A 21,838-nucleotide genomic window follows, 5' to 3' on the forward strand; every position below is an offset into this window, starting at 1 on the left:
AAGTATATAAGTATATAAGTATATAAGTATATAAGTATATAAGTATATAAGTATATAAGTATATAAGTATATAAGTATATAAGTATATAAGTATATAAGTATATAAGTATATAAGTATATAAGTATAACTAAAAATGTACGTCACATTACTACTAATAGCAATACTTCATAGTAAAAATAGCATCACCTTTTCTAACTAGCGTATATCCATCATGATAGACGTCCTGTATCAAAGACAGCATAATAAACTGCCTACTACTAGGTAAATTACCGCTGTTGAATATCAATTTGAGCTACTAAAAGGAATACGTTAGCCGCTCATATTCGTTATAATCCGCTCACCAATCAAAAACCACCAATCGTTAATGAGGAAACCACTATGGTGAAGTGTCACTTATCGACCATTATGGGCGAAAGACGCCTTAAAATTGCCGATGTCGCAAGAGATACTGGTATCAATCGTGGCACCATTACTCGCATGTATCATGAAGAAGCCACCCGAGTTGATCTAGATGTCATCGAGTCTTTATGCACGTATCTTAGAATCAATGTTGGTGATTTATATGAAATTATAAATGAGGACAGCAGTGAAACGCCTGAGTGAACACCCTCGCTCATAAGACATTATCACCTTTAGACGCATAAAAAGACCTTTAGAAGGTCATTTTCTCTTGCAATAGATTAAAATATAGGTATAATTTGACCTGTAGTAAGTCATTTTATCCATTATTTATACACAATAATCTACAGGAGAATACCAATGAATAACAATCTATCTCGGCTCAACAGCTGCGCTTGGTTTAGTGAACAGACTAAAAATTTAGCCTCTAAGCTGTTATTCAGCTTACAAGTACAGCAAGGCGTACAACTGGCATCATTACTTGGTGTTGACGCTATTCTTTATAATGATGAAGCGATTTATGTCTGGGTGCAACGACAGATAGATGACGGTCTTATGATTGATGATTATGCGTTAAGTACCCTTGAAACTGCTTTTATAGAGTTGGTCACAGCTCATACTGACCAAGCAGCCTAGTCACTTTAGCTTATATTTACAGACTTCTTGTTTAACAAGAAACAATAACCCTTAAAGCCAGATAAAGTGTCATTATCTGGCTTTTTAATATAGACAAAGATAACGACAATCAAACAAGCCTTTTTTCAGTCTTATATGTTTCAGAAGACGCACTTTTGGGCAATATAGCTCGCTATTACCATACGTCTTTACTCAGTCGGCTTTGCACGCGGCACCCCAGCTATTTTATAATAAACAAAGCCTCTCTCATCTCTCAAAACACTCTTACTGTCTGCTCTAACGCACCAGCTGATTGCATCAGGCTGCTCTTTATTAACATCACAAGCCAAAATAAACTGCGCACTTTGAGCATTATTAAAGGCCTGTTTCCAACCCGTTTCAAGCTCATCGATGCCGCGCTGTAGCTCTGCTTGCTGGTATTTCATCTCTGCAATCTCATCAAAGCTTGGCACATACCAAAATACCAGGGCCACCAAACTTATTATCACAGCCATCGTACCCGCTGCGACAGCGGCTGCAATCCTTTTAATACTCATAGTCTCAATGGACTTATGAATTTTGTCCAAGTCTTTACTAGCTCTACCCTCGACCTGCTCAATCCGCGTTTTGGTGGTGGTCTCAAAGGTCTCAATATCTTCAATAATCTGCTTATGACCAGCTTGGTACTGATTGGTGAATAGGGCTAGATTGTCAGCGCTTGCGCCAAGCTTGTCAGCCACCGCTTGCATGGTACTGATTTGTACCTCTATGCTATCGTTTTTAGCAGTGACGACCGACTCTACAGCCGTATCAATCTGCTGTTTCATATCGGTGATGATGCCCGCTATTTTGTCATCATAACGACGCGGCATCTCATTGTCAGTAAAAGCAGTCACTGCCGCTTGTAGCTGCTTTAACACGAGTTCTTGATACTGGCTCAATGCCTGCGAAGTCGTGCTTGCGCTACTACCTAATTCTTCAATGGCAGAAGACACCTCATTCACCTTGCTATCAATACCGCTAAGCGAACGCTCAAGCCGCCTCGCTACCGCATCATCGGCTCGCTTAATCAGCTCACGCAAGGCCCCAATGACCGGAGTCAATGAAGTCACTAGGTTAACAAGTTGATCGTGTATGTCTTGCTCATTGCTATTGTCTTTATTCATGGGGTACTCATTATTATAATGCCGCCTAAAATGGGCGTGGTGAGGAGTAGCGGCGTGTTTGTGCTTGTTCATGCGCTTGGATGGCGTTCTTCGTTTTTTGCAGGTGATCTGTCACAGTTTGTGTGAGCGTTGCCCCATCTATGGTGATAGCAGGAACGTGCTCAAAGCGCTCATTGATTTTCGTTAACACCTCGACCTTATCTTGATTGTCAGGCAAGCGCTCAAGCTGTTGCCATAGCGTCGTTGCTGCCTTCTGCACCTGCGTTGCAATTTTTTTAGCATCGGTGTCTCGTAAACTTTTTTGTAGTGTCGTAAAGCTGTCAGTGTGTTTTAGAGTAGTGAATATAAATGCTTGTGCGGCAACCGCCTCAGCCGCGTTGATCACTTCGATCGGTGCATCAACGGCCTTAAAATCAAGGGTATTAACGCGGTTACGCACCCGTACCACTAAATTGTCAAATCGATCTCGATATGCTTTGGTCTCATTGATTCGCTGACGCTTAAGAGATGCCTGCTGCCGCCTCTGTTTTAAGGTTTCTCGCCGCCTGATCAAAGCCTCCTCTCGTGCGCGCTCAGCCTCTTTCTTAAGCTTTGCTTGCTCATGCGCTTTGTTGAGCTGATATTGCAGCGCCATAGTACGGCTGCGCCAGTCCTCAAGCCGATCTGCATTCAATTGAGTAGTCTTGGTACTTATGATTTCATCGTATAAATCATCATCTTGCACGATCACCGCCTCACTTTGATCCAGTAAGGCGATACGCTGCTCATAAAACGGTGATAAGCGCTGATAAGTCTTTTTACTGGTATTAATTTGCTGCTTTAACTGTTTGATGTCTTCATTATTGGTGGTCTTAAACGCTTTAACATCAGCGGCCAATGCCGTCAAACGAGTGTCAGCATCCGCGTCTATCTCTACCGCTTTTAACGTACTGAGCGCCTCACGTTCTTTTTCAAGGTACTTAAAGCGCTCAACGTCCAGATCTGCAAATGCAGCAAACTTATGATAAGTATCCATGTTATTGGTGATATCTATCTCTTGTAGATCCGCAAACGCTTGATCCCACTGTAAGGATAAGTCGGATTTTTCAATATCAATCTCATCAAGAGCTTTAAAGCCAGTCGCCAGTTTATTCAGCTTTGCGGCAAAGGGTTTTAGCGTGGCCTTCAACCCTTTGTAGTCAGCAATGACTTCATTATTAAGCGGGATCAGCTTTTCTAGCATCGCTTTATTATTCAGCACTATTTTATCAATCTGTGACAGTTGCTTCTCAAGACTTGTAACGGCGCGGCCTGTTTGTAGGGTATCATCTTGTCTAAACTCCTCAACCAACACTAAAGCCGTCTTTAGTGCCTCACTTTGCTCTTTTGTGCTTATCTGCCTGGCAAGCTCAATCATTTTTTGGCGGGGGTCACTAAAATCCTGTCCCACCTCCTCGGTGAACCGCTGGGTACTCTTAATGTTTTTATCAATAGTAATAATCTGTTTAGACTGGTGCGCTAACTCTTCATGCAGCGCATCAATGGTTGAAAATAAGGCGCTGCGTACCATCTTTTTTTGACTCACAAAGTCGGCTGAGATTGCTAAAAGCTCATCAAGTGCGTGATCATTGGCCGCATCACTATGCGTCTGACTGTTACTTTTAGGGATAGCGGGTTCAAGTTCAACGGCAGGATCTACAAATCGGATATTACTGAGCTCAATTCGCGCAAAGGGTTTACGCTTTTTATAATGTATTGTGACGCCGTTAACCTCTTGTTCATTGCTTTCTAGGTCAATACGTCCCTTGTCGTCGTACTCAATTACTAAACCATTTTTTTCAATGTAAGCATTGATCTCATCAATCGTCTCGTTGTATTCGTGAATCACTGAACGATTGCCTTTGAGAATATCCTTATATAGTGATTTACCCAGTTTCATTTTTGGCAAACGATTGATGCCCAGCTCACGGTAGGATTTCTCACTAATGGTTTTATTCTTAGGCAGTAGCTCATTGGCCATATCCGCCCAAAGGGTGCGTTGATATTTAAGCTCATCGCCGCGTCCGTTTAACCCCTTAGATAACCGCTCCTCCGTTGACCACTGCAACCAATTCTTGCGTGCTGATAAAGCATAACCCTCAACATCCGCTACTATCTCACGGCTTGAGAGTAAAATATGGGCATGAAAGTTACGACTGGTCAGCTCAACCACTTCAACCTCCCCCACATGTTTCTCGTGACTGTGGGGCCGATGAATGGCCACATCGACAAGCACGTTATAGCGATCAGATAAGGTTTGAGCGTAGCGCTCGACCAGAACTATACGCTGATCCGCGGTGATCCCATCAGGAAACATCACATCAATCTCAGTACCCAATTGCGCGTTTTTACGAGTCTCAATGCGTTCGATATCATTCCAAAAACCCTCACGTGTCACTGCTAGATCCCCAGCAAGAGTTGGCGTTATCAACGCCGTATGCACCACATTTTTCTCAACAACTTGCGTGTATTTAGTACCATCACTGTCCACTAAATTTAAGATTTTGTCTTTAGCTTTACTGGTGTAATCGTGGACGACTCCTGACTGTTCATCAACCAGTTTTGAGCCAGAATTATAAGCCGACTTTGCCACCACGCTATGATTTTTCGCCTTACTAACGGCGCTAACCGACAAATGAAACCCTTTATTATTCATAGCAAAAAAACCCAATATTGAGAGATGATTTTTTGGGGGTTGTAGGGGGTTCGCCCCCTGCCGAACGACGGAGTTTATGTAAAAAAACAGTACCCCTTGTGGGTCTTTTTTACATAAACTCCTAAGTTCGCTCTTAACAGAGGGTTAAAATACTACTGCGCCCACGAAAAGATGTGGTCTTGTGTATTTTACTACCTTGCATACCTATGTATGTACTGCTAGGATCAACTCTATCATAGTTGGCTAAAAAAAGGATGAGGTAATGTCAGTAATATCAGATGATTTATTCGCAAATAAGATTAAGCAATTACAGGCTCTTAAAAAAGAGATTGATCAGGACAGGCTTGAAGCACATAAAATATTGGGGGAGTGGTTGGCCAACGCATTAGACGATGATGATAATCATGAACTGCAGGCTATTTTTTTAGACGCACACGATAATGAAAAATATGTCCGTTTGAAAAAGCACCGTGAGTTTTTAAAGTCAATTGCTCATAAGATGCAAGGTGAAGCTAAGGAAACACCAAGCAGCTTTACACCACCTAAAAACAGTCAGGACAGTGACCACGGTTCATTGCTTGATATTTATTCATCATCACAGTAGCTACTCGAAATCGCCTAATTGAAGGTACAGCTGGATCGTCTACTAATTAGCGAAAGGTTAGGAGACGGTTATCGGCTGTTTTAAGCGTTTTAGAATAGCTTTAGCTACCATCATATCGGAAAGAGCGTAAAACGCATATAAGAGTATTTTTTATGCGTTTTAGCAATGCTTTAAGATGTGTTTACAGAGGTGTCGATAATGACTATTGAAAATGAAGACGAGTTATCTACAAAAAATGAGACTGATACTGAGAGTATGAAAACAGCGTTGGACAGAATTACAGATGAAGACATTCAAAATATCTTTGACCGTGCTTTTGAAGATCTTCAAAGATCTAAGCTTGATCCGAACCATGCGAACGTGGAATAACATTAAGTAAATGGACAATTGCATTCTGAGCTACTGATCAGTTTTACAAGTGATTGGTCGATCAAATTATCATCTTAAATCCGTCGGTTTTTTGGTTTTTTCCTTATTATTTAAAATAAAAATATATTTTTTACTTTTAAAAACTTTTAAAGACTTTTAGACAGTCTGTAAGCTTTGCTATTAAAGGGTTACGCACTCTATTATGCTACTTTTATCCCGCATTATGCTACTTTTATCCCGCATTATGCTACTTTTATCCCGTTTAAATGCTACTTTTATCCCGCATTATGCTAGTATCTTAAAGTAACTAGCATAATGAGGTTGTCATAATGAATGATGTCGAGCTATACGAAAAAAAATATCCTGAAAAATGGATTGTTATGCAGAATAAAATTACTCAAGCTTTTAGAGAGATGTCTATTGATGAGAAGCGCATCATTATTCTAGCGAGCCCATTGGTTAGGGTTAATAATGCTACTGAAAAAACACCGATAGAGGTTGCGTCTTCTGAATTTGCTAAGCTTAGCGGAATAGATAGAAACTCGGCTTATAAGCAAATGAAATCAGCTAGCAAAAAATTAATGAAGCGTACATTCATTTATGAGGATAAGGATGGTGATGATACAGAGGTTCAATGGCTAATCAGGTCGAAATATGCAGATGGCTATATATCGATGCATTTTACAGATGAGGTAATATACTTACTTCAGGTTTTTGATAAGTTCAACCCTTACACTAAATATTTAAAAGAAGATATCTTAAACCTCAAATTGACTTACTCGTTAGACCTTTACCATCTAGCAAAAAAGTCTGAGGGGAAGGGTGGTTTTTCTATGACTTTAGATCAATATAGGCAAGAACTTGGCACGCCTAAGTCGTATGAGCGCATCAACAATTTGAAAGAGAATGCAGTTGATGGGCCCATAAAAGAAATTAATCAGAAAACCGACATCAAAATCACCTATGAAAACATCAAACGTGGACGCACAGTTACAGGTTTGACATTCACCGTCAAGGCCAAGCCAACTAAGAAAAAAGGACAGGAGGGCCTAAATCAGAATAATGAGGATAGAGATATCCCACCTCTAACCGTTAAGCAAATTGATCGTTTTGCCCCTTTGTTGGCTAACTACTCACCGTTTGGTAGTTACGCACCATCAGGTAAAAGCACTCAAGAAGTTATTAGTTGGTTACACACTCAATTAAGAGATGAGGCTTTTTTAAAGACCCACAAAAAGCACTTACTGGCGGTAGGCTATACATTCCCTAAGCAGAAATCATAGCAAAGAAAAAAAGAGTAATTGAGCTAGCGTAGCCTATACAAATGGCTTATATTATATGTACATAAATAAGCCAAAAGTGATGTTATGACGACAACTAATTATAATATTAGGCTCGATCAAGAGCTAAAAGAAAATGCTTTTTCGGTATTTGAAAGCTATGGATTAACACCGTCTCAAGCGATCAAATTATTTTTGACCCAAGTGGCGCAAACCAATAAAGTGCCACTATCTTTTGAGTATCAGAAAGTAGCAGCTGTCAGTCAAGATGAATTGCCAATCTATAAAGAGCATACTGATTGAGAGAAAAGATGAGTATTAGATTTGAATGGGATGAACAAAAAAACATCACCAATCAGTGCAAACACCGTTTATCATTTGAGGCAGCTACCCGGGTTTTTTAGATTCTTTATGCCTGCGTCAGCAAGACAGGTATGAAAATGGTGAGGAGCGGTGGCAGGCGCTGGGTACAATAGACGGCACAGCAGTCTTATTAGTAGCCCATACGCAGACAGACATAGATGGTGGCGAGGTTATACGCATTATCTCGACTAGGCGTGCCACAAAGAGTGAGAGGAGGCAATATGAACAAGGTTAGCTATCAAATAGACGATTTACCACCACTAACGGCAAAGCAACAAGCGGACTTAGAATATTTAGCAACGCTTAGTGATGACAATATTGATTTATCAGATATTCCAGAAGTTACGGATTGGTCAAACGCTATCCGTGGCAGTATTAAGCCGCAAGCGTTCTCTGCTGAAGCGAGCGTCATCAACCCAAGTATCATTGCCAAGTTTAAGGATAGAGCCAAGCAAACAGGTGGTGACTATCAAGAAATGATCAATAATGCGCTAGAAGAATACTTAGCGGATCACTAACTATAATTTAATGACCGTGACCTCAAGATCACTTGAGGTTTTTTTATATTTTGTATTGTAGTATATTGTAAATTGTATTATACTACATACATAATATACAACAATTACATATTTATTCATACAAAATTAAGGACGATGATGATGGCCATCACTATTCAGCAAATTCATGCTACTGCCGACCAATTGCAAGAACAAGGAATTAAGCCAACATTAGCTGAGGTGCGTAAGGCTTTGGGCGGTGGTTCATTCACAACCATCAGTGAGGCGATGAAGTCTTGGCGTCAGGATAACCAAGAAGAAGAGCAGCTCAGACAGGTTGAGCTACCAAGTGGTATCACTGAGCGCTTACAAGCGCTTGGTGCGGATATGTGGCAGACGGCCATTGATATCGCTAATGATCGCTTGGTGAAAGAGCGTGAGGCACTAGAGAGTATTAAGGCCAAGGCACAAGCTGAAACAGATGAGGCGCAAGAGGCGGTTAAAACGCTAGAGAGTGAACAAGCCGATTTGTTGGTACAGCTCGATGAAGTCACAGCAACGGCAGAGGCAGCAGCAATCAGTACAGCTCAAATGACTGCTGAGCGTGATACACTGTTACAGACGCTCAGTGATACTCAGCACGCGCTTGAGCTTGAGCAAGCTAAAACAGATGCAGCCCAAGTGCAACTTGCAGAGCTGCGCAGCAGCTTTGACCAGCAAGCAAAAGAGCTTAACGTCAACTTATCAAAAGTGGCCACGCTTGAAGCCACTGCTCATAGCGATAAAGCAGAAATTTCACGTCTGCAAATAGAACTGACCGCGACTAAGGATGAGCTAAAGAAAGTCACTACTGAACGCAATGAGATAGCGACTGACACAGCAGAGGTTAAAGGGGAGTTAAAGGCCATAATCGCTGAGCGTAACAAACTATCAGGACTCAACGATCAGTTGACTCAAACACAGGCTAAGCTTGAAGCTGAGCATAGCGTATTGAATAAACAATATAGCGAGCTATCAAGCCGTCATTTATCAAAGCAGGAACAAGTGACTCTGTTACAAGATCAACTTAAGAAAGCACAAGATGCTCTAATACTTATTCAAAACAAAGATAATACTTTGGATGCTGACTAAATAAAAGTATTCGAGGTTTCAGTTTAATTAGGATTTCAAGATAAAGAACAGTTATAAGTTTGGGAGGTAGTTTACCCAAGGCATAGATCTCGTTCTATTCACACTAAGCTTATGAATCAACCATGACAATATCGACTCACTGAATAAGTGACTGCTGTATAATAACTATTCTAAATTTTTCTCTGGACTCTTATAATATATAGCCTAGTGGGCTATATACTACTTAAATTAGCCTAAGTGAATTTATGCTGATTTTGGAGCCTTGAGCAGATTTCAAGGAACACTCACCCTAAAGCGTTTGTGAGTATTTTTATCATACTCACAAACGCTTTAGTGTATTCCTTGGATTTGATGTGATTAGTCATGCCGACTTCATCGCCCATCGCGTCATCAAGACCGTATCACTGTATCAAGCTACGGTTGTTATGATTACGGCTGATAGCACCGCCTAGACACGCTCATAACCGCTACTGTACTGTCATACGCTAGCAAGGGCGTTGGCCCAATATACCGCTACGATATGCACGAGTAGCCACTCATTGCGTTGCTCTGATCCTTTGTCTAGTCACCCCTGTAGGGAGCTCACCCTTATGTCAAACGCAGTCGTCACCGAGGCCTGCCACCCATTTGACGGGTAACGGTTACAAAGAGAGCAGCACAAGGATGTAACGAGCGAACAAGCGGTTTATTAAAATGTATAGTGAATAAGGTTGATATGAAAGCAGATTTTGGATAAAATGCACCTACACGGGCATTTAATGCTGTTCAAATAACGCACTGCACATGCTTATTTGTTCGTTACAGCGTGTTGAAGCACACTGTAACCGTTAATTACATTAAAAACTAAATGCCTCTAGGAGTCAACTCCCAGAGGCATTTTTTTGTTTGTTATACAGACTAAGTTTTTAATGTCTGATTCTTTATTGACTTGCTTAGGCTAAATTAGAAGATACATGTAAAGGCCCTAAACCTATGACTAAGAAGCAATAAATCATCAAAAGTCTCCTAAAAGTTGACTATAACTATTCTAGAATACAAGTCATGGCTAATTGCTCGCGTCAGTTGATTACTGAGATATCTCAAGAGTTAGAGAGCGCTTCTAGGCAGTAACTATTTATAGCTGTTATATTATTGCTTAATAGTGATAACGGCACTGGACGATAATAATCGCATCATCTTGAACCTCATAAACCAGTCGATGCTCTTGATCAATACGACGAGACCAGTAGCCTGCAAGGTCATGTTTTAGCGGTTCAGGTTTGCCAATACCCTCAAAGGGGTCGCGTTTGATGGCTTTGATCAGCTTACCGATCTGTTTAACTTTATCTTTACTGGTTTTTTGCCAGTATTCATAATCCTCCCACGCGTCTTCCGTCCAAGATAGTATCAAGCGTCCACCTCATCATCAAAGGTGAGGGGTGCGTCCTTGGTATCAATTTCACGTTTAATTAGGCGACCAGCTTTAGCATCAGCAATAGAGCGTCTAAGACGCTTAGCATTGGTAGGGCTGCTTAACAGATGCAGTGTTTCCTCATACGAGTTAAACTCTTCTAGACTCATCAATACTGTCGGTTTGGCGTTTTGTCTGGTGATTAATATCGGGCCTTTATCGGTATCTACCTTATCGATATATTTTGCTAAGCCCTTTCTAAAATCAGTGTAGTTCACAACGTCCATAATAATTACTCCACGTTTAATAATGTTGGTTATATGACCTGTCATTATAGGTTAAATGCTACACTAGTATATACTATATAAGTACATATATTTGTACATGTATTAGTAAAAGGCAAAGGGATAATTTGATATGTGACCATGTATAATCTTTAAAACGTATATATGAAAACTGACATATTGATCTTGGTTTAAATTGCTTGGCACGTTTGCCGTATTATATTGTCGAAAAACCCAAACTTTACTCATATACTTTTGCAGAAAAGCAATTATGAATGCAATATAATGGTTATTATCAAGCCTTACTGCATTAAATCGGTTTTTATATGACGTTGTGATGCTTTTAGATAAAGACCAATGGGGGTACTTTTATTTTTTATTGTAGTACTCTCTCAGAAAGTTGAGTCTCTGACAATCTCAGGGCGGTTCATTCTTATAGGATTTTTATCATGACCAGTACCCAACAACGTAGATTGATAGAGTGTTTGTAGTTTTCAGAAACTTTGATAAAGGCTTGCAACTCTAGCTAACGATGCTTCCATAACTTTCCATTTCCCGTTTGGGTCAGACCTTATTAAGGTATTACCGTCTGAATCTAAGTAGTTCGTTATGATTGAGACCTTTTCGTTTATAGTTCTATTTTCCTTTTGAAAGCTCAGCTCTACCTCTACTTTGGTAACAACTGGTGCTGTATCTTCAACGCTAAGCACTTTAAACGAGATAGGCGCATTCCCGCCATAATCATTTTTCGCTTGTACGGCTTTCTTAGGGTAGACAAGCATGTTACAGATAAGCTGAAAACTTTGTTTTTGCCAATATTCTAAGAGCTGAGCTACAGCATGTTCAGGTGTATTTTCTGGCAGACTATCACTCCCGCCACAAGAAGGTAGATAATCAAGATCTGCCATGTTTCTTGGACGCCAAGCTGCTATAGCATCGTTGAGCTTTTTCATTGCTACCCGATGAGCAAGGTGCTCCTTTAATCCATATTCTTCTTTTACCTCAGGTTCATCTTTCAGTTTGTCATAACTTTCAGCCCAGTTTCTTGTAGCAAAAAATGCAGCCCAGCATTTTGCTGCGACTATCTTATTGTCGAAAGCAAGCTCTTTCCCATGTAATATACCGTGTCTATATGGAATATTGCATGGCCTCTCATTTGTTTTTTTCGCACTTTTTGTCATTATCTTAGCTAAAACTGTCAATCCAGTTTCATGTGCAGCTATAGAGTCCCGAATTTCCAAATTAGACCCTTTTGCAAAGAAACCAACATGCCCAGATATGTCGTCTACCACACCATCCAACAAGCTAAGTAGCAATGGCACACAAGCATGATACCTACCTTCCAAATAATCTATTTCAGCTAATTTTAGAAGTCGTAACCTTTTTTTGAAATGCTTGTGACCTGAAAAACTCATTAACCCTCTTCGTATCGTATCCTTATCATAAGTATCAGCTAGATAATTTTCAGCAACTTCTTTGCCTTTCGCAGCATATAAGTCAACTGCTGTCGCCATAATATCTAGACTAATACTTTCATAAGCAACCCATCCTAATTTTGAGAATATTTTGTTGAAATTATCAGGTGTTTCCTTTAATTTAGAAAATTGAGGCTCACCTTCAAGGAATTCTGATAAGGCATTATGAATGCGAGGCATTATATGTTTAATCAAAGGTACTTTAGAGATAGTTTTTGCTATTTTAAATGCATTGTCTATTTCCTTTAACGATGCGTTATCTGCTATTTTTGATTTATCATTCATAAAAATCTCTCAATATTTAAATAGGTTGTAGGTTTCTCAGCTCTTAAAAATTGACATTTTCACATGATATATCCAAAAAATTATGTTCAGATTAGTATAAGAATACGGTTCCCTAGTGAGGACTTGAACCTTCAGCTGTAGGCTAATGATTACAATAGCCTACGCTATTTCTAGTTCTAGCAGCTAAGTATACATAGCAGTGTACCTTTCAACATGAAGCAATCGTATTTCTATCTTTCGATTAGTTTCTGAAAATTCTTAAATATAAGATCGCCTTTAAACCACCATATTCACACCAATAGCGATCAACACCAAACCGCCTAGCGCTTCTGCCCAACTGCCGAGCCATGTCCCTGATTGGCGTCCTATATAAGCTCCTAAGACACTTAAAACAGCTGTCGTCAGTGCAATGATTAAACAGGCAACATAAGCATTAACAGCCAACAGGTTTAACGTAAAGCCTGCTGCCATGGCATCGAGACTGGTAGCTATGGCTAAAGACAGCAGTGTTTTATGACTTACATTAATCCGAGTATCGTCATCATTAACTGAACGCGACTCATAGAGCATCTTAATCCCAAGCGCGACCAGTATGACAAAGGCTACCCAAGAAGCCCCTTCAGCAAACCAGCCCAGCATGGTAGAGCCAAGTGCATAACCAATCAGCGGCATCACCCCCTGAGCAACACCGAAATATAATCCAATGAGTAACGCCATTTTTATAAACTGTGGCTTAACATCGCTTTTGTGAGTGGATCCAAGACCGATTGAAGCGGCAAACGCATCCGCAGCCAGTGCTAACGCCAATAATAGTATTTCTAACATGAAAAAATAATTCCTTTTGAAATATTGTTATGCTTTTTCTATTTTAGATAAGTTTTTAGGATAGATAACACGTCTTCTATCTCTTGTTGACGTTGTTGTTGGGTAATGTCTTCTGCCCCTAAATGTTCTCTTATATGCTCTTCTAAAACCTCCTTCATAAGACCGTTTACCGCCCCCTTTAATGCCGCTATTTGCTGCAAAAGAGCCATGCATTCAGGATTACCTTCTAATGAGGCCTCTATTGCTACCGATTGCCCTTTAATACGTCTAATACGTCCTAGTAGCTTGCTCCTACTTTTTTGAGTGTGTGACATTATTTTTATTACCTCATTTTATACTGGGGGGTAGTATATTTATTGATGATGTTTATAATACATAAGATTGCCATCTTTTCATACACAGCTAAGGATTTAAAACGTGAAAGAATCAACTATTCAGTGGGAACACTCTCATGATTTCGGTGTCGATAGCGCCCAAAACAAATCTAAAGTAAAGATTGTATTTTGGTTGACGACGATAATCATGGTTTTAGAGATCGCTGCTGGTACATGGTCTGGCTCTATGGCATTACTTGCTGATGGGTGGCACATGGGCACGCATTCAGCTGCATTTCTTATCGCTATCTTTGCTTATTCGTACGCTAAAAAGAATGCTAATAATAAAACATTTAGTTTTGGTACGGGCAAGGTAAATTACCTCGGTGGCTTTGCTAGTGCCATTGCGCTAGCCATTGTCGCACTATTAATGATTTTAGAATCAGTCCAACGAATAATAGAGCCAAATAATATACATTTTAACGAAGCCATTATCGTGGCTGTTGTCGGTCTAATCGTAAACATAGTGTCGGCATTTATACTTAAAGATGACCATCACCATCATGATCATCATGGCGATTCCGACCATCATCATGACCATGACCACAATATGAAAGCGGCTTATTTACATGTGTTAGCGGATGCACTCACTTCTGTGCTTGCTATCGTGGCGTTATTGACCGGTAAATATATGGGCATCATCTGGATTGATCCTGTCATGGGCATTGTCGGTGCAATAGTGATTCTTCACTGGTCTTATGGATTGATCAAAGAATCGAGTACCGTGCTTTTAGATAAATCTGTTGATGTTTCAACTTTTGAGAAGATATCGCAGACTCTCGATAAGAGAAATACGATTATTAACGATATTCATGTCTGGAAAATTGCGTCAACCCACCAAGCTGCCATCCTTTCAGTTTCCTCACAATCTCCTTTAAGTACGGAAGAATACAAAAAAATATTATCAGAATCCCTACCTCAACTGTCTCATGTCTCTGTTGAAATTAATAAAATCTGAATGGAGTGATTTGAATCTAGGAGCGTGCTTTGATAAACCAGTAGCATAGTAAGCTTCAGAATATCAGCGCCGTATGTCATTGGTTTTTGAAAAAAAGTCCTTAGTAGCACCTTTTTCAAACACCAATGCTTCCGCAATGACAACCCCTTGTTATATATAGATTCGACATCAACGACCAGAACTTGGCCAACGCGGATGATAGTCATCGACTACGAAAGGATGGGTATGGCGTATCCCGTTGGGTGTAGGAGATCCAGTAGCATGGACATGACCTTCTGGCAAATTGGCATGCTCGTGTTCGATCTCTTTTAAATCAATAGATGGCCAGACTCTAAACGCCGCCCATACCGCTAGTGCAGCCGCACCGCCTAGTACTGCAAAAGCTACGGTCATACTGTAGTAAGCACCTAACCAACCAGCCAATGGATAAAATACCAACCAACTGACATGGGACAAGGCAAATTGAGCGGCAAACAGTGCTGGGCGATCTTCTTGATGTGAGGAACGCCATAACAAGCGTCCAGAAGGGGTTTGAGCAGCAGAATAACCCAAACCTAGCACGAACCATAAGACCATGAGCGAGTTTTGTCCCATCATCACTGTTCCAGCGAACATACCCACTACCAACAACCCCACGCCGCTCAACATCACACTACGGTCTGTCAGCTTACTTAGTAAGCTTGGCAAAGCTAGGGCCGCAATCATAGAACCTGCGCCAAAGCTCGCTAATGCTAATGCCACTGCACTCTGAGTGAGTCCCATTCCACCCTGAATGATTACCACTGTATTCACAAAAACCATAGACGCTGCGGCAGAAACGGCAACATTGACAGCGAGCAATCCGCGTAATCGAGGGGTCGCTAAATAGATTCGAATGCCGCGCGTGGTTCTATCATAGATGCTACGGTGCGTGGGCATTGCATGCGCTGGTAGCGTGACTGATACCACCAATATGGCAGAAGCCAAAAATCCCAGCACCGTCCCCGTAAACAGATTGTGAAAGCTCATTACTGTCAGCAATGCTGCTGCTAACATGGGACTGACCAGACTTTCCATATCGTACGCAAGACGTGAGAGTGACAAAGCTTTAGTGTAATCCGCTTCATCAGGCAGAACATCGGGAATAGTGGCTTGAAAAGTAGGCGTAAAGGCCGCTGAGGCGGATTGCAATACAAAGATCAGCACGTAAACCTCCCAAATCTGGGAAACAAACGGCAAAAGCAGAGCGACACCTGCTCGTATCACATCCAGCGTTACCAGCATCGTGCGTTTGGGCAGCCGTTCGGCAAAGGCTGCTGCAATGGGTGCGACACCAACATAGGCAATCATTTTGATAGCCAATGCGGTTCCCATAACAACCCCAGCATCATTCCCAGCCAAATCAAAAGCTAGAAGCCCAAGCGCCACGGTAGCCAGACCAGTACCAATCAGGGCAATCACTTGCGCGGCAAATAAATGACGATAAGTTCGGTTTGCAAAAATACTGAGCATGGAGTGTCTCTTCAGGTCAGTCAACTAACCTTATAGGTAACGAGTTATTTCCTTGAACTCCTCGATAGAATTCTGCTGATCTTTGTCAACAGCCCCTAATAAGTCTTCAAGGCAATGATCTAAATGGTCTTGGATTAAAATTTTCTTGGCTTGGTGAATCGCATTCTCTACCGCTTGTAACTGTTGAGCTACATCAAGGCAGGTTCGACCCGCAACCAACATCTCTATTGTACTATTTAGATGTCCATTCGCTTTTTTAAGGCGTGTGATAACGGCTGGGTGAGACTCATGAATGTGTGGTTTTTTCATAATGGAAATATCCTTCCTCTAGGGAGCATTATTATACCGCATAGAAAACTTAAACTTTTCATTGACCTTATCCCCCCCTAGGGGATATTATCATACTCCTTAGTTATTCGTTTTGCATTTAAAATTTTCATGATTTTAAGTATTACTCTATAAAGAAGCACTTAGCCATGAAAACCATAATGCCTTCTTTGACTGATATCAGAAATTTTAATGGTATTACATACATCGCGTATCCACTATTCTCACACCATAGGAATCCTAATGCACAGCCATGTCTACAATAGGCTTCCAAGATCGCCATGGGCGACTTGGCAGACCCGTCTACTATTGTTCTCAGCACTTCTTATTTATCTTTTTATTGGTAGTAGTGAAGCTTTGGCTCACGCGGTAACCGCAGGAGACAAAGGCTACATTCAGGAAATTTCAGGGGTTAATATTTTGCCCTTTATGTACTTGGGCGCTAAACATATGATCACGGGATATGACCACATCCTGTTTCTCTTCGGGGTTATCTTCTTTCTTTATCGTATGAAGCACATCGGCATCTATGTGAGCTTATTTGCGTTAGGTCATTCCACCACGATGATCTTAGGCGTGTACTTTAACATCGGTATGAACAGCTATCTGATTGATGCCATTATTGGCCTCTCTGTTGTTTACAAATCTTTAGACAATATTGGTGCGTATCAAAGGTGGTTCGGGTTTCAGCCAAATACCAAAATAGCGGTGCTTGTCTTTGGTCTTTTCCACGGCTTTGGATTATCAACTAAGCTCCTTGAATATGAGATGTCACCTGACGGCCTACTACCTAATTTGCTTGCATTTAACGTGGGTGTGGAGATTGGGCAGCTACTGGCTTTAGCGATCATATTGATTGGCATGAGCTATTGGCGTCGTACGCTAAGTTTTATCCGTAACGCCTATACCGCCAACGTCGCCATGATGAGCGCAGGATTTATTTTAGTGGGCATGCAGCTCACTGGCTATTTAATGTCTTCTTAATTCAAGGATTCCCAATATGTATAACAGTGACACCCCACTACAAGCTGAACTTCCCACTTCAAAGCAGCTTATAAAATCTACTGTTCTGGCCGCAATCGCAGCAGTGGTTCTTTTATTTACGGTGGTTCTCCCCGCTGAATATGGTATCGACCCCACTGGGGTTGGTAGTATTCTTCAATTGACAGAAATGGGACAAGTTAAGCAGCAATTGGCTGAAGAAGCTGCCGCAGATGCAGCTGGCTTACTAGCAACTGATACGATGACATCCGAAACAACAGACATTAATAATGTGACCGAACAGGCAATGAGTGCCACACCCGCTGACACTGCCATCGCAAGTGGTGAATGGCGTGATGAAATTCCCTTCACCTTGACGCCAGGTGAAGGATTAGAGATTAAAATGAAAATGGATTCAGGTGGCAAGACTGAATACTCTTGGGTCGTAGCAGGTGGTGATGTCAACTTTGATACCCATGGCGATGCATTAGGCAAGGCCATCAGTTATGAGAAAGGTCGCGGAGTTGCCGCTGATGAAGGAGTTTTAGAAGCCGCATTCACAGGCAATCACGGCTGGTTTTGGCGCAATCGTGGCGATTCAGATGTTCAAGTTGTTTTACGTACCCGTGGCGATTACAGCACTATTAAAACAATGTAAAGAAAGTAGTGGTTAGTTCACGTCGTACTATCTGATTAGAGCCAGAGCTGTCTCACTAAGATTGTAGTAACCAGCTAAATAAACTTAATCCTCACATTAGAACATAAGTGGTCTAATGCGAGGATTTACTTAGGGTTGAATAGCAGTGTATATGCTACTTTTAAAAGTTACTGAAGAGGTGATCTATGAGAGAAGCACAAAGGGATGTAGTCACAGCCGTATCAAAAATTAGTAGCTCTGGCAAGCCACGCTACCAAATCACGGGCAGGAGCCTCAACCAAACACTGCGGACAATTAAGATAGGTCATCACGCAATCATTTAAATCGGTTAGCATGTGAAGTAATAATCCCAAACCAATTATTTTATAGGGTTTTGGTAAAAACAACATAATCACATAGACCGCCATCGCATAATAAGTATGGAGCGGATGAAAATTGATACTACAGCGATTGGGCGAGAAAATAGGCGTAGCTATCAAATGATCTAGATCCACCAGCATAGTGGCTAACAAGATCAAATATACGCGTTTATAGTCATTACGAAAAAATGTATAGGCGATGATCAACGGCATGCCAAAATGTAGAAAATAATGGATAACGGTTTGAATCATCGTTTTTTCCGATTTAAGATAGTTTGTAATGGCTCATCAATCTCAGATAAAACATAAGATATTTTTTTCTTTAGAGTGCATGTGAAATACATGCATCATACACTCACCTTCTCATTATTATACCTGTCCAAAAAATCACTAGTTAATATAGGATATACCCTAGCGGAACCGACTTAAAAGCCCCAAAACCCTATTAACAGACCACTCAAAACAGACTGCTATAATGGAACCACTTATATGTGCTAAAAATGAGCTTATAGCATTTGCTCAAAGCATGGGCATAAAGTCGCTGCATTCGATATATAAAATAAATCAGTTGCAACGCTAGTACGTACAAAGTTGATACAGCTGATTACTATCATAGCTAAAAAGGCAAAGTGATACTCAAATACTCAAATACTCAAATACTCAAATACTCAAATACAGGGTTTTTTTGAATCAAGATACATGATTAAAATCTATCAACTTAATGATTATATATTTGATAGCATCGCGTCTATAGAAACGTAAATTAATGTTTAAAATACTTCAGCTATTAACCCTGTTTTAAGACACGATAAACCGTAGCTACCCCAACACCAACCGCCTTAGCGATTTCCTCTTTTGTCATATTATTTTGACTGTCTAATTCTCTAATACGATTGTGTTTTGCTAGATTTGCTTTCTTACCAGTAGGTTTATATCCACTGTTTGCTAATCCCTGCTTGATACGTTCTCTACGCTTATCGTTATCAAGCTTTGCCATCGTTGCTAATAAGTCGATCAGCATATTGTTAATTACCCTAAGGATGTCGCCTGTCATGCCCTTACTTACCGTATGTGTAGTTGGTAGATCAGCCACCACCAATCGCAAACCTTTATCTTTGATGCGCTGCTTTAAGATAGCAAAATCATCCTGAGACAATCTACTCAATCTATCTACACTCTCAACAAGCAATATATCGCCTTGCTCAGCATCATTGAGTAACTTAGTGAGTGCTGGTCTATCTAACTTTGTACCACTGAAATGCTCTACGTACTCAACATGGTTATCATCATAGCTTTGGCTAAAGCTAATCAAGTCAGACAATGCTCTGGTCGCGTCTTGATCCTTAGTGCTGGCTCTCACATAAATACGAACAGTCATAACGCCACCTCTATTATTTAGACTTAATAATTAATGTTCATTGATAATAGCAAGATATTACTATCATTTAATAACATAAAAAAGTCTAATGATAGATAGGTTATCATTTAAAGGTTTTATGTTTTAGGTATAGGGTAATGATAGTGCGCTTGAAGTGGTTTTACTGCATCAGTCTATTTTAAGTGATCTATTAATTGATTAAGAGGTCTGTTTTGATGGTCCCCTTGAGGTATACCCTAGGATAATAGGAAATCCATCGCGGATGACAAAACCTGTTTAGCTTTTAAACAATACGGGTTTGTCGATAGTATGTAAGATAAGTTCGAAAAGTGACTAGAGTGTTAGATTATTCATACTGGGTCTGAATTAAAATTTTATTGTGATTAATTTCTGCTCAATGTTATTCATTTGTCGCCATGATGAGTGATGGCGGCTTGTGATTTAGTTAGGAAAAATAATCTTGAGTAATAAGGTACGTTTGTAGCATTTGCAGCAGGGCTTGTTCTAGGCTTCTTTACTTACACTTTCCTGTAAATTCTTTTTTAGTAAATGATCGAATATAAACGGGCCAAAAGGTAAGAGTGAGCCGAGTACGCCCGCAGGTATTGCCCAAAGAGGCATTTTCATTTTGATAGCTGAGCCTATAAGTATTATGATATAGGTAATAAACAATATACCGTGTGCCATACCGATGTATTTCACACCTTCTGGAATGTCCAGCATATATTTTAGTGGCATGGCGATACAGAGCAATAATAAGAAAGAGGTGCCTTCTAGGTAGCCTATAATGGTAAGGCTTTTTAATGCGGCACTTTGTTTTTTTCTAAGATTATGTATTTGTTTGATAGTTAGCTGAGCATGTGACACTATATTATCCTTTTGTTATTTCAATAAATAATTTAGGCGGTATTCAATGTCTTTATAATAATGGCCCTGTCCAGAGCTTTGAAGTACTGGTTTTTGTCATCTACCACTTAGCACGTCACGCCTTCGTCTAGCCACTTCAAAATCATCCTGCGTTCACTCGCATACAATTATGCATTGGGTTTTGGGATATAGAATGAGAGAGTATTTGTATTAATCATATATCACCTTCCAGTTCGCATTTTTATAAACACACTTGAGTATAAAAAGTATCTTTCCGTATAGAGCAGCTATGACGCTAGTTCTTTTTATTTGTACTGATCAATATTCACTTGTTTATTCATTACGCTTACTTTCCAAAAATATCATATCAATTATAATCAACGCTACACCGACACAGACACCTATATCTGCAACATTGAAAATAGGATAATTCCAGACATCAGCATAATGCACATGGATAAAGTCAACCACTTTGCCAATTCTTAAACGATCGATTAAGTTGCCAATCGCACCGCCAAGCACTAAGGCCAACCCCATAGACAATAGCTTGGCTGTACGTGGCGCTTTGATTAAATAAATCGTTAAAAAGATAGCCATTACAAAAGCTAAGCCTGAGAAAAACCATTTCTGCCAACCGCCAGCGTCGGCTAAAAAGCTAAATGCTGCCCCATAGTTATAAGCGAGTGTCCAGTTGAGAAATGGTTCAATGACCGGTACGGGGTCATTGAACGCTAATTTGGTTTGGGCCAACCACTTAGTCCATTGATCAAGTATTAACACCATTATCGCCAACAAATACCAGATAAAAGCGCGACTGCCATTGGCAACCATTTTTGGCATTTTATCCAACTTACCTTTAGGTGTTATCGAGTTGCCTGAAGTCACGTACATAGCTTTAGGCGTATGATTCATGGTTTTAGAGTCAATCGATTGATGAGTACTACTCACAGCTATAGGTACTTTATTGTCAGCAATATTAGTACTAGCCGATTCAACGCTATTCAATTTAGTACTATCTAATCTGTCGGTAGATTCAGTCATAGTTGTTTTCTTTATCTGTGTTTATACAATGAACAATGTTAAACGT

At 40.4% G+C, this 21,838-nt stretch carries 24 protein-coding genes and 1 pseudogene; 12 read left to right on the forward strand and 13 right to left on the reverse strand.

Annotated elements, in window-relative coordinates; genetic code table 11:
• Nucleotides 1–379 precede the first annotated feature (379 nt).
• Together DVY93_RS11155 and DVY93_RS11160 are read left to right on the forward strand one after the other, a co-directional pair.
• Nucleotides 380–604, forward strand: a complete 225-nt coding sequence (locus tag DVY93_RS11155) for a helix-turn-helix domain-containing protein (RefSeq protein ID WP_058368516.1) — start codon at nucleotides 380–382, stop codon at nucleotides 602–604.
• A gap of 156 nt (nucleotides 605–760) precedes the next feature.
• On the forward strand, nucleotides 761–1,036 hold the full coding sequence (locus tag DVY93_RS11160; protein WP_101204329.1) for a hypothetical protein: 276 nt from the start codon (nucleotides 761–763) through the stop codon (nucleotides 1,034–1,036).
• A 188-nt stretch (nucleotides 1,037–1,224) separates the two neighbouring features.
• On the opposite strand, the gene DVY93_RS11165 is transcribed toward DVY93_RS11160, so the two are convergent.
• Nucleotides 1,225–2,181, reverse strand: a complete 957-nt coding sequence (locus DVY93_RS11165) for a hypothetical protein (RefSeq protein ID WP_101204328.1) — start codon at nucleotides 2,179–2,181, stop codon at nucleotides 1,225–1,227.
• 25 nt (nucleotides 2,182–2,206) lie between these two features.
• Nucleotides 2,207–4,855, reverse strand: coding sequence for a MobA/MobL family protein (locus DVY93_RS11170; RefSeq protein ID WP_230710840.1), 2,649 nt, complete (start codon nucleotides 4,853–4,855; stop codon nucleotides 2,207–2,209).
• A 262-nt stretch (nucleotides 4,856–5,117) separates the two neighbouring features.
• Between DVY93_RS11170 and DVY93_RS11175 the strand changes: the two genes are divergently transcribed.
• The 7 genes and pseudogenes from DVY93_RS11175 (at nucleotide 5,118) to DVY93_RS11205 (ending at nucleotide 9,099) form a co-directional block, all read left to right on the forward strand.
• Nucleotides 5,118–5,459 (forward strand): hypothetical protein, encoded by a 342-nt coding sequence (locus tag DVY93_RS11175; protein WP_101204326.1) that lies wholly within the window; start codon nucleotides 5,118–5,120, stop codon nucleotides 5,457–5,459.
• A gap of 198 nt (nucleotides 5,460–5,657) precedes the next feature.
• Complete coding sequence (locus tag DVY93_RS11180) at nucleotides 5,658–5,828, forward strand: hypothetical protein (protein WP_157822713.1); 171 nt, start codon at nucleotides 5,658–5,660, stop codon at nucleotides 5,826–5,828.
• A 329-nt stretch (nucleotides 5,829–6,157) separates the two neighbouring features.
• Nucleotides 6,158–7,111, forward strand: a complete 954-nt coding sequence (locus DVY93_RS11185) for a replication initiation protein (RefSeq protein WP_230710842.1) — start codon at nucleotides 6,158–6,160, stop codon at nucleotides 7,109–7,111.
• 84 nt (nucleotides 7,112–7,195) lie between these two features.
• Nucleotides 7,196–7,411, forward strand: coding sequence for a type II toxin-antitoxin system RelB/DinJ family antitoxin (locus DVY93_RS11190; protein WP_045448298.1), 216 nt, complete (start codon nucleotides 7,196–7,198; stop codon nucleotides 7,409–7,411).
• An 8-nt stretch (nucleotides 7,412–7,419) separates the two neighbouring features.
• A pseudogene (locus tag DVY93_RS11195) lies at nucleotides 7,420–7,706 on the forward strand (BrnT family toxin).
• Entirely contained in the window at nucleotides 7,693–7,989 is a 297-nt protein-coding gene (locus DVY93_RS11200; RefSeq protein ID WP_045448295.1) for a hypothetical protein, read from the forward strand. Before DVY93_RS11195 ends, DVY93_RS11200 begins: the two are co-directional and overlap by 14 nt.
• Before the next feature lie 141 nt (nucleotides 7,990–8,130).
• On the forward strand, nucleotides 8,131–9,099 hold the full coding sequence (locus tag DVY93_RS11205) for a DNA-binding protein (RefSeq protein WP_230710844.1): 969 nt from the start codon (nucleotides 8,131–8,133) through the stop codon (nucleotides 9,097–9,099).
• A 1,135-nt stretch (nucleotides 9,100–10,234) separates the two neighbouring features.
• On the opposite strand, the gene DVY93_RS11210 is transcribed toward DVY93_RS11205, so the two are convergent.
• From DVY93_RS11210 to DVY93_RS11230, 5 genes are all read right to left on the reverse strand, one after another.
• Complete coding sequence (locus tag DVY93_RS11210; RefSeq protein ID WP_230710846.1) at nucleotides 10,235–10,489, reverse strand: Txe/YoeB family addiction module toxin; 255 nt, start codon at nucleotides 10,487–10,489, stop codon at nucleotides 10,235–10,237.
• Nucleotides 10,486–10,776: a type II toxin-antitoxin system Phd/YefM family antitoxin gene (locus tag DVY93_RS11215; RefSeq protein WP_230710848.1), complete on the reverse strand. Its 291-nt coding sequence runs from the start codon at nucleotides 10,774–10,776 to the stop codon at nucleotides 10,486–10,488. Before DVY93_RS11215 ends, DVY93_RS11210 begins: the two co-directional genes overlap by 4 nt.
• Nucleotides 10,777–11,267: 491 nt before the next feature.
• Nucleotides 11,268–12,533, reverse strand: coding sequence for a hypothetical protein (locus tag DVY93_RS11220; RefSeq protein ID WP_230710850.1), 1,266 nt, complete (start codon nucleotides 12,531–12,533; stop codon nucleotides 11,268–11,270).
• A gap of 276 nt (nucleotides 12,534–12,809) precedes the next feature.
• Complete coding sequence (locus DVY93_RS11225) at nucleotides 12,810–13,358, reverse strand: manganese efflux pump MntP (protein WP_230710851.1); 549 nt, start codon at nucleotides 13,356–13,358, stop codon at nucleotides 12,810–12,812.
• 38 nt (nucleotides 13,359–13,396) lie between these two features.
• Nucleotides 13,397–13,672, reverse strand: coding sequence for a metal/formaldehyde-sensitive transcriptional repressor (locus DVY93_RS11230; protein WP_102092598.1), 276 nt, complete (start codon nucleotides 13,670–13,672; stop codon nucleotides 13,397–13,399).
• Between the two features lie 103 nt (nucleotides 13,673–13,775).
• Here DVY93_RS11230 and dmeF point away from each other — a divergent pair, with 103 nt between their 5' ends.
• Nucleotides 13,776–14,690: a CDF family Co(II)/Ni(II) efflux transporter DmeF gene (dmeF, locus tag DVY93_RS11235; RefSeq protein WP_230710852.1), complete on the forward strand. Its 915-nt coding sequence runs from the start codon at nucleotides 13,776–13,778 to the stop codon at nucleotides 14,688–14,690.
• 168 nt (nucleotides 14,691–14,858) lie between these two features.
• Here dmeF and DVY93_RS11240 read toward each other — a convergent pair whose 3' ends face one another.
• Both DVY93_RS11240 and DVY93_RS11245 read right to left on the reverse strand, forming a co-directional pair.
• Nucleotides 14,859–16,181, reverse strand: a complete 1,323-nt coding sequence (locus DVY93_RS11240; RefSeq protein WP_230710853.1) for an MFS transporter — start codon at nucleotides 16,179–16,181, stop codon at nucleotides 14,859–14,861.
• 30 nt (nucleotides 16,182–16,211) lie between these two features.
• Nucleotides 16,212–16,490: a metal-sensing transcriptional repressor gene (locus DVY93_RS11245; RefSeq protein WP_230710854.1), complete on the reverse strand. Its 279-nt coding sequence runs from the start codon at nucleotides 16,488–16,490 to the stop codon at nucleotides 16,212–16,214.
• Between the two features lie 261 nt (nucleotides 16,491–16,751).
• On the opposite strand from DVY93_RS11245, the gene DVY93_RS11250 reads away from it, so the two are divergent.
• The gene (locus tag DVY93_RS11250; RefSeq protein WP_230710855.1) at nucleotides 16,752–17,492 is read left to right on the forward strand and encodes a HupE/UreJ family protein; all 741 of its coding nucleotides are present in this window, start codon (nucleotides 16,752–16,754) and stop codon (nucleotides 17,490–17,492) included.
• A 16-nt stretch (nucleotides 17,493–17,508) separates the two neighbouring features.
• Nucleotides 17,509–18,147, forward strand: a complete 639-nt coding sequence (locus DVY93_RS11255; RefSeq protein ID WP_230710856.1) for a transmembrane anchor protein — start codon at nucleotides 17,509–17,511, stop codon at nucleotides 18,145–18,147.
• 221 nt (nucleotides 18,148–18,368) lie between these two features.
• Here DVY93_RS11255 and DVY93_RS11260 read toward each other — a convergent pair whose 3' ends face one another.
• The 4 genes from DVY93_RS11260 to lspA form a co-directional block, all read right to left on the reverse strand.
• Entirely contained in the window at nucleotides 18,369–18,758 is a 390-nt protein-coding gene (locus tag DVY93_RS11260) for a DUF6122 family protein (protein WP_230710858.1), read from the reverse strand.
• A 535-nt stretch (nucleotides 18,759–19,293) separates the two neighbouring features.
• Complete coding sequence (locus DVY93_RS11265; protein WP_201608769.1) at nucleotides 19,294–19,884, reverse strand: recombinase family protein; 591 nt, start codon at nucleotides 19,882–19,884, stop codon at nucleotides 19,294–19,296.
• Between the two features lie 504 nt (nucleotides 19,885–20,388).
• Nucleotides 20,389–20,751, reverse strand: coding sequence for a DUF3817 domain-containing protein (locus tag DVY93_RS11270; protein WP_058023733.1), 363 nt, complete (start codon nucleotides 20,749–20,751; stop codon nucleotides 20,389–20,391).
• Between the two features lie 333 nt (nucleotides 20,752–21,084).
• Nucleotides 21,085–21,792, reverse strand: coding sequence for a signal peptidase II (lspA, locus tag DVY93_RS11275; protein WP_037026031.1), 708 nt, complete (start codon nucleotides 21,790–21,792; stop codon nucleotides 21,085–21,087).
• Nucleotides 21,793–21,838: the final 46 nt, after the last annotated feature.

Source organism: Psychrobacter sp. CCUG 69069, from assembly GCF_021023115.1.
GTDB lineage: Bacteria > Pseudomonadota > Gammaproteobacteria > Pseudomonadales > Moraxellaceae > Psychrobacter > Psychrobacter namhaensis.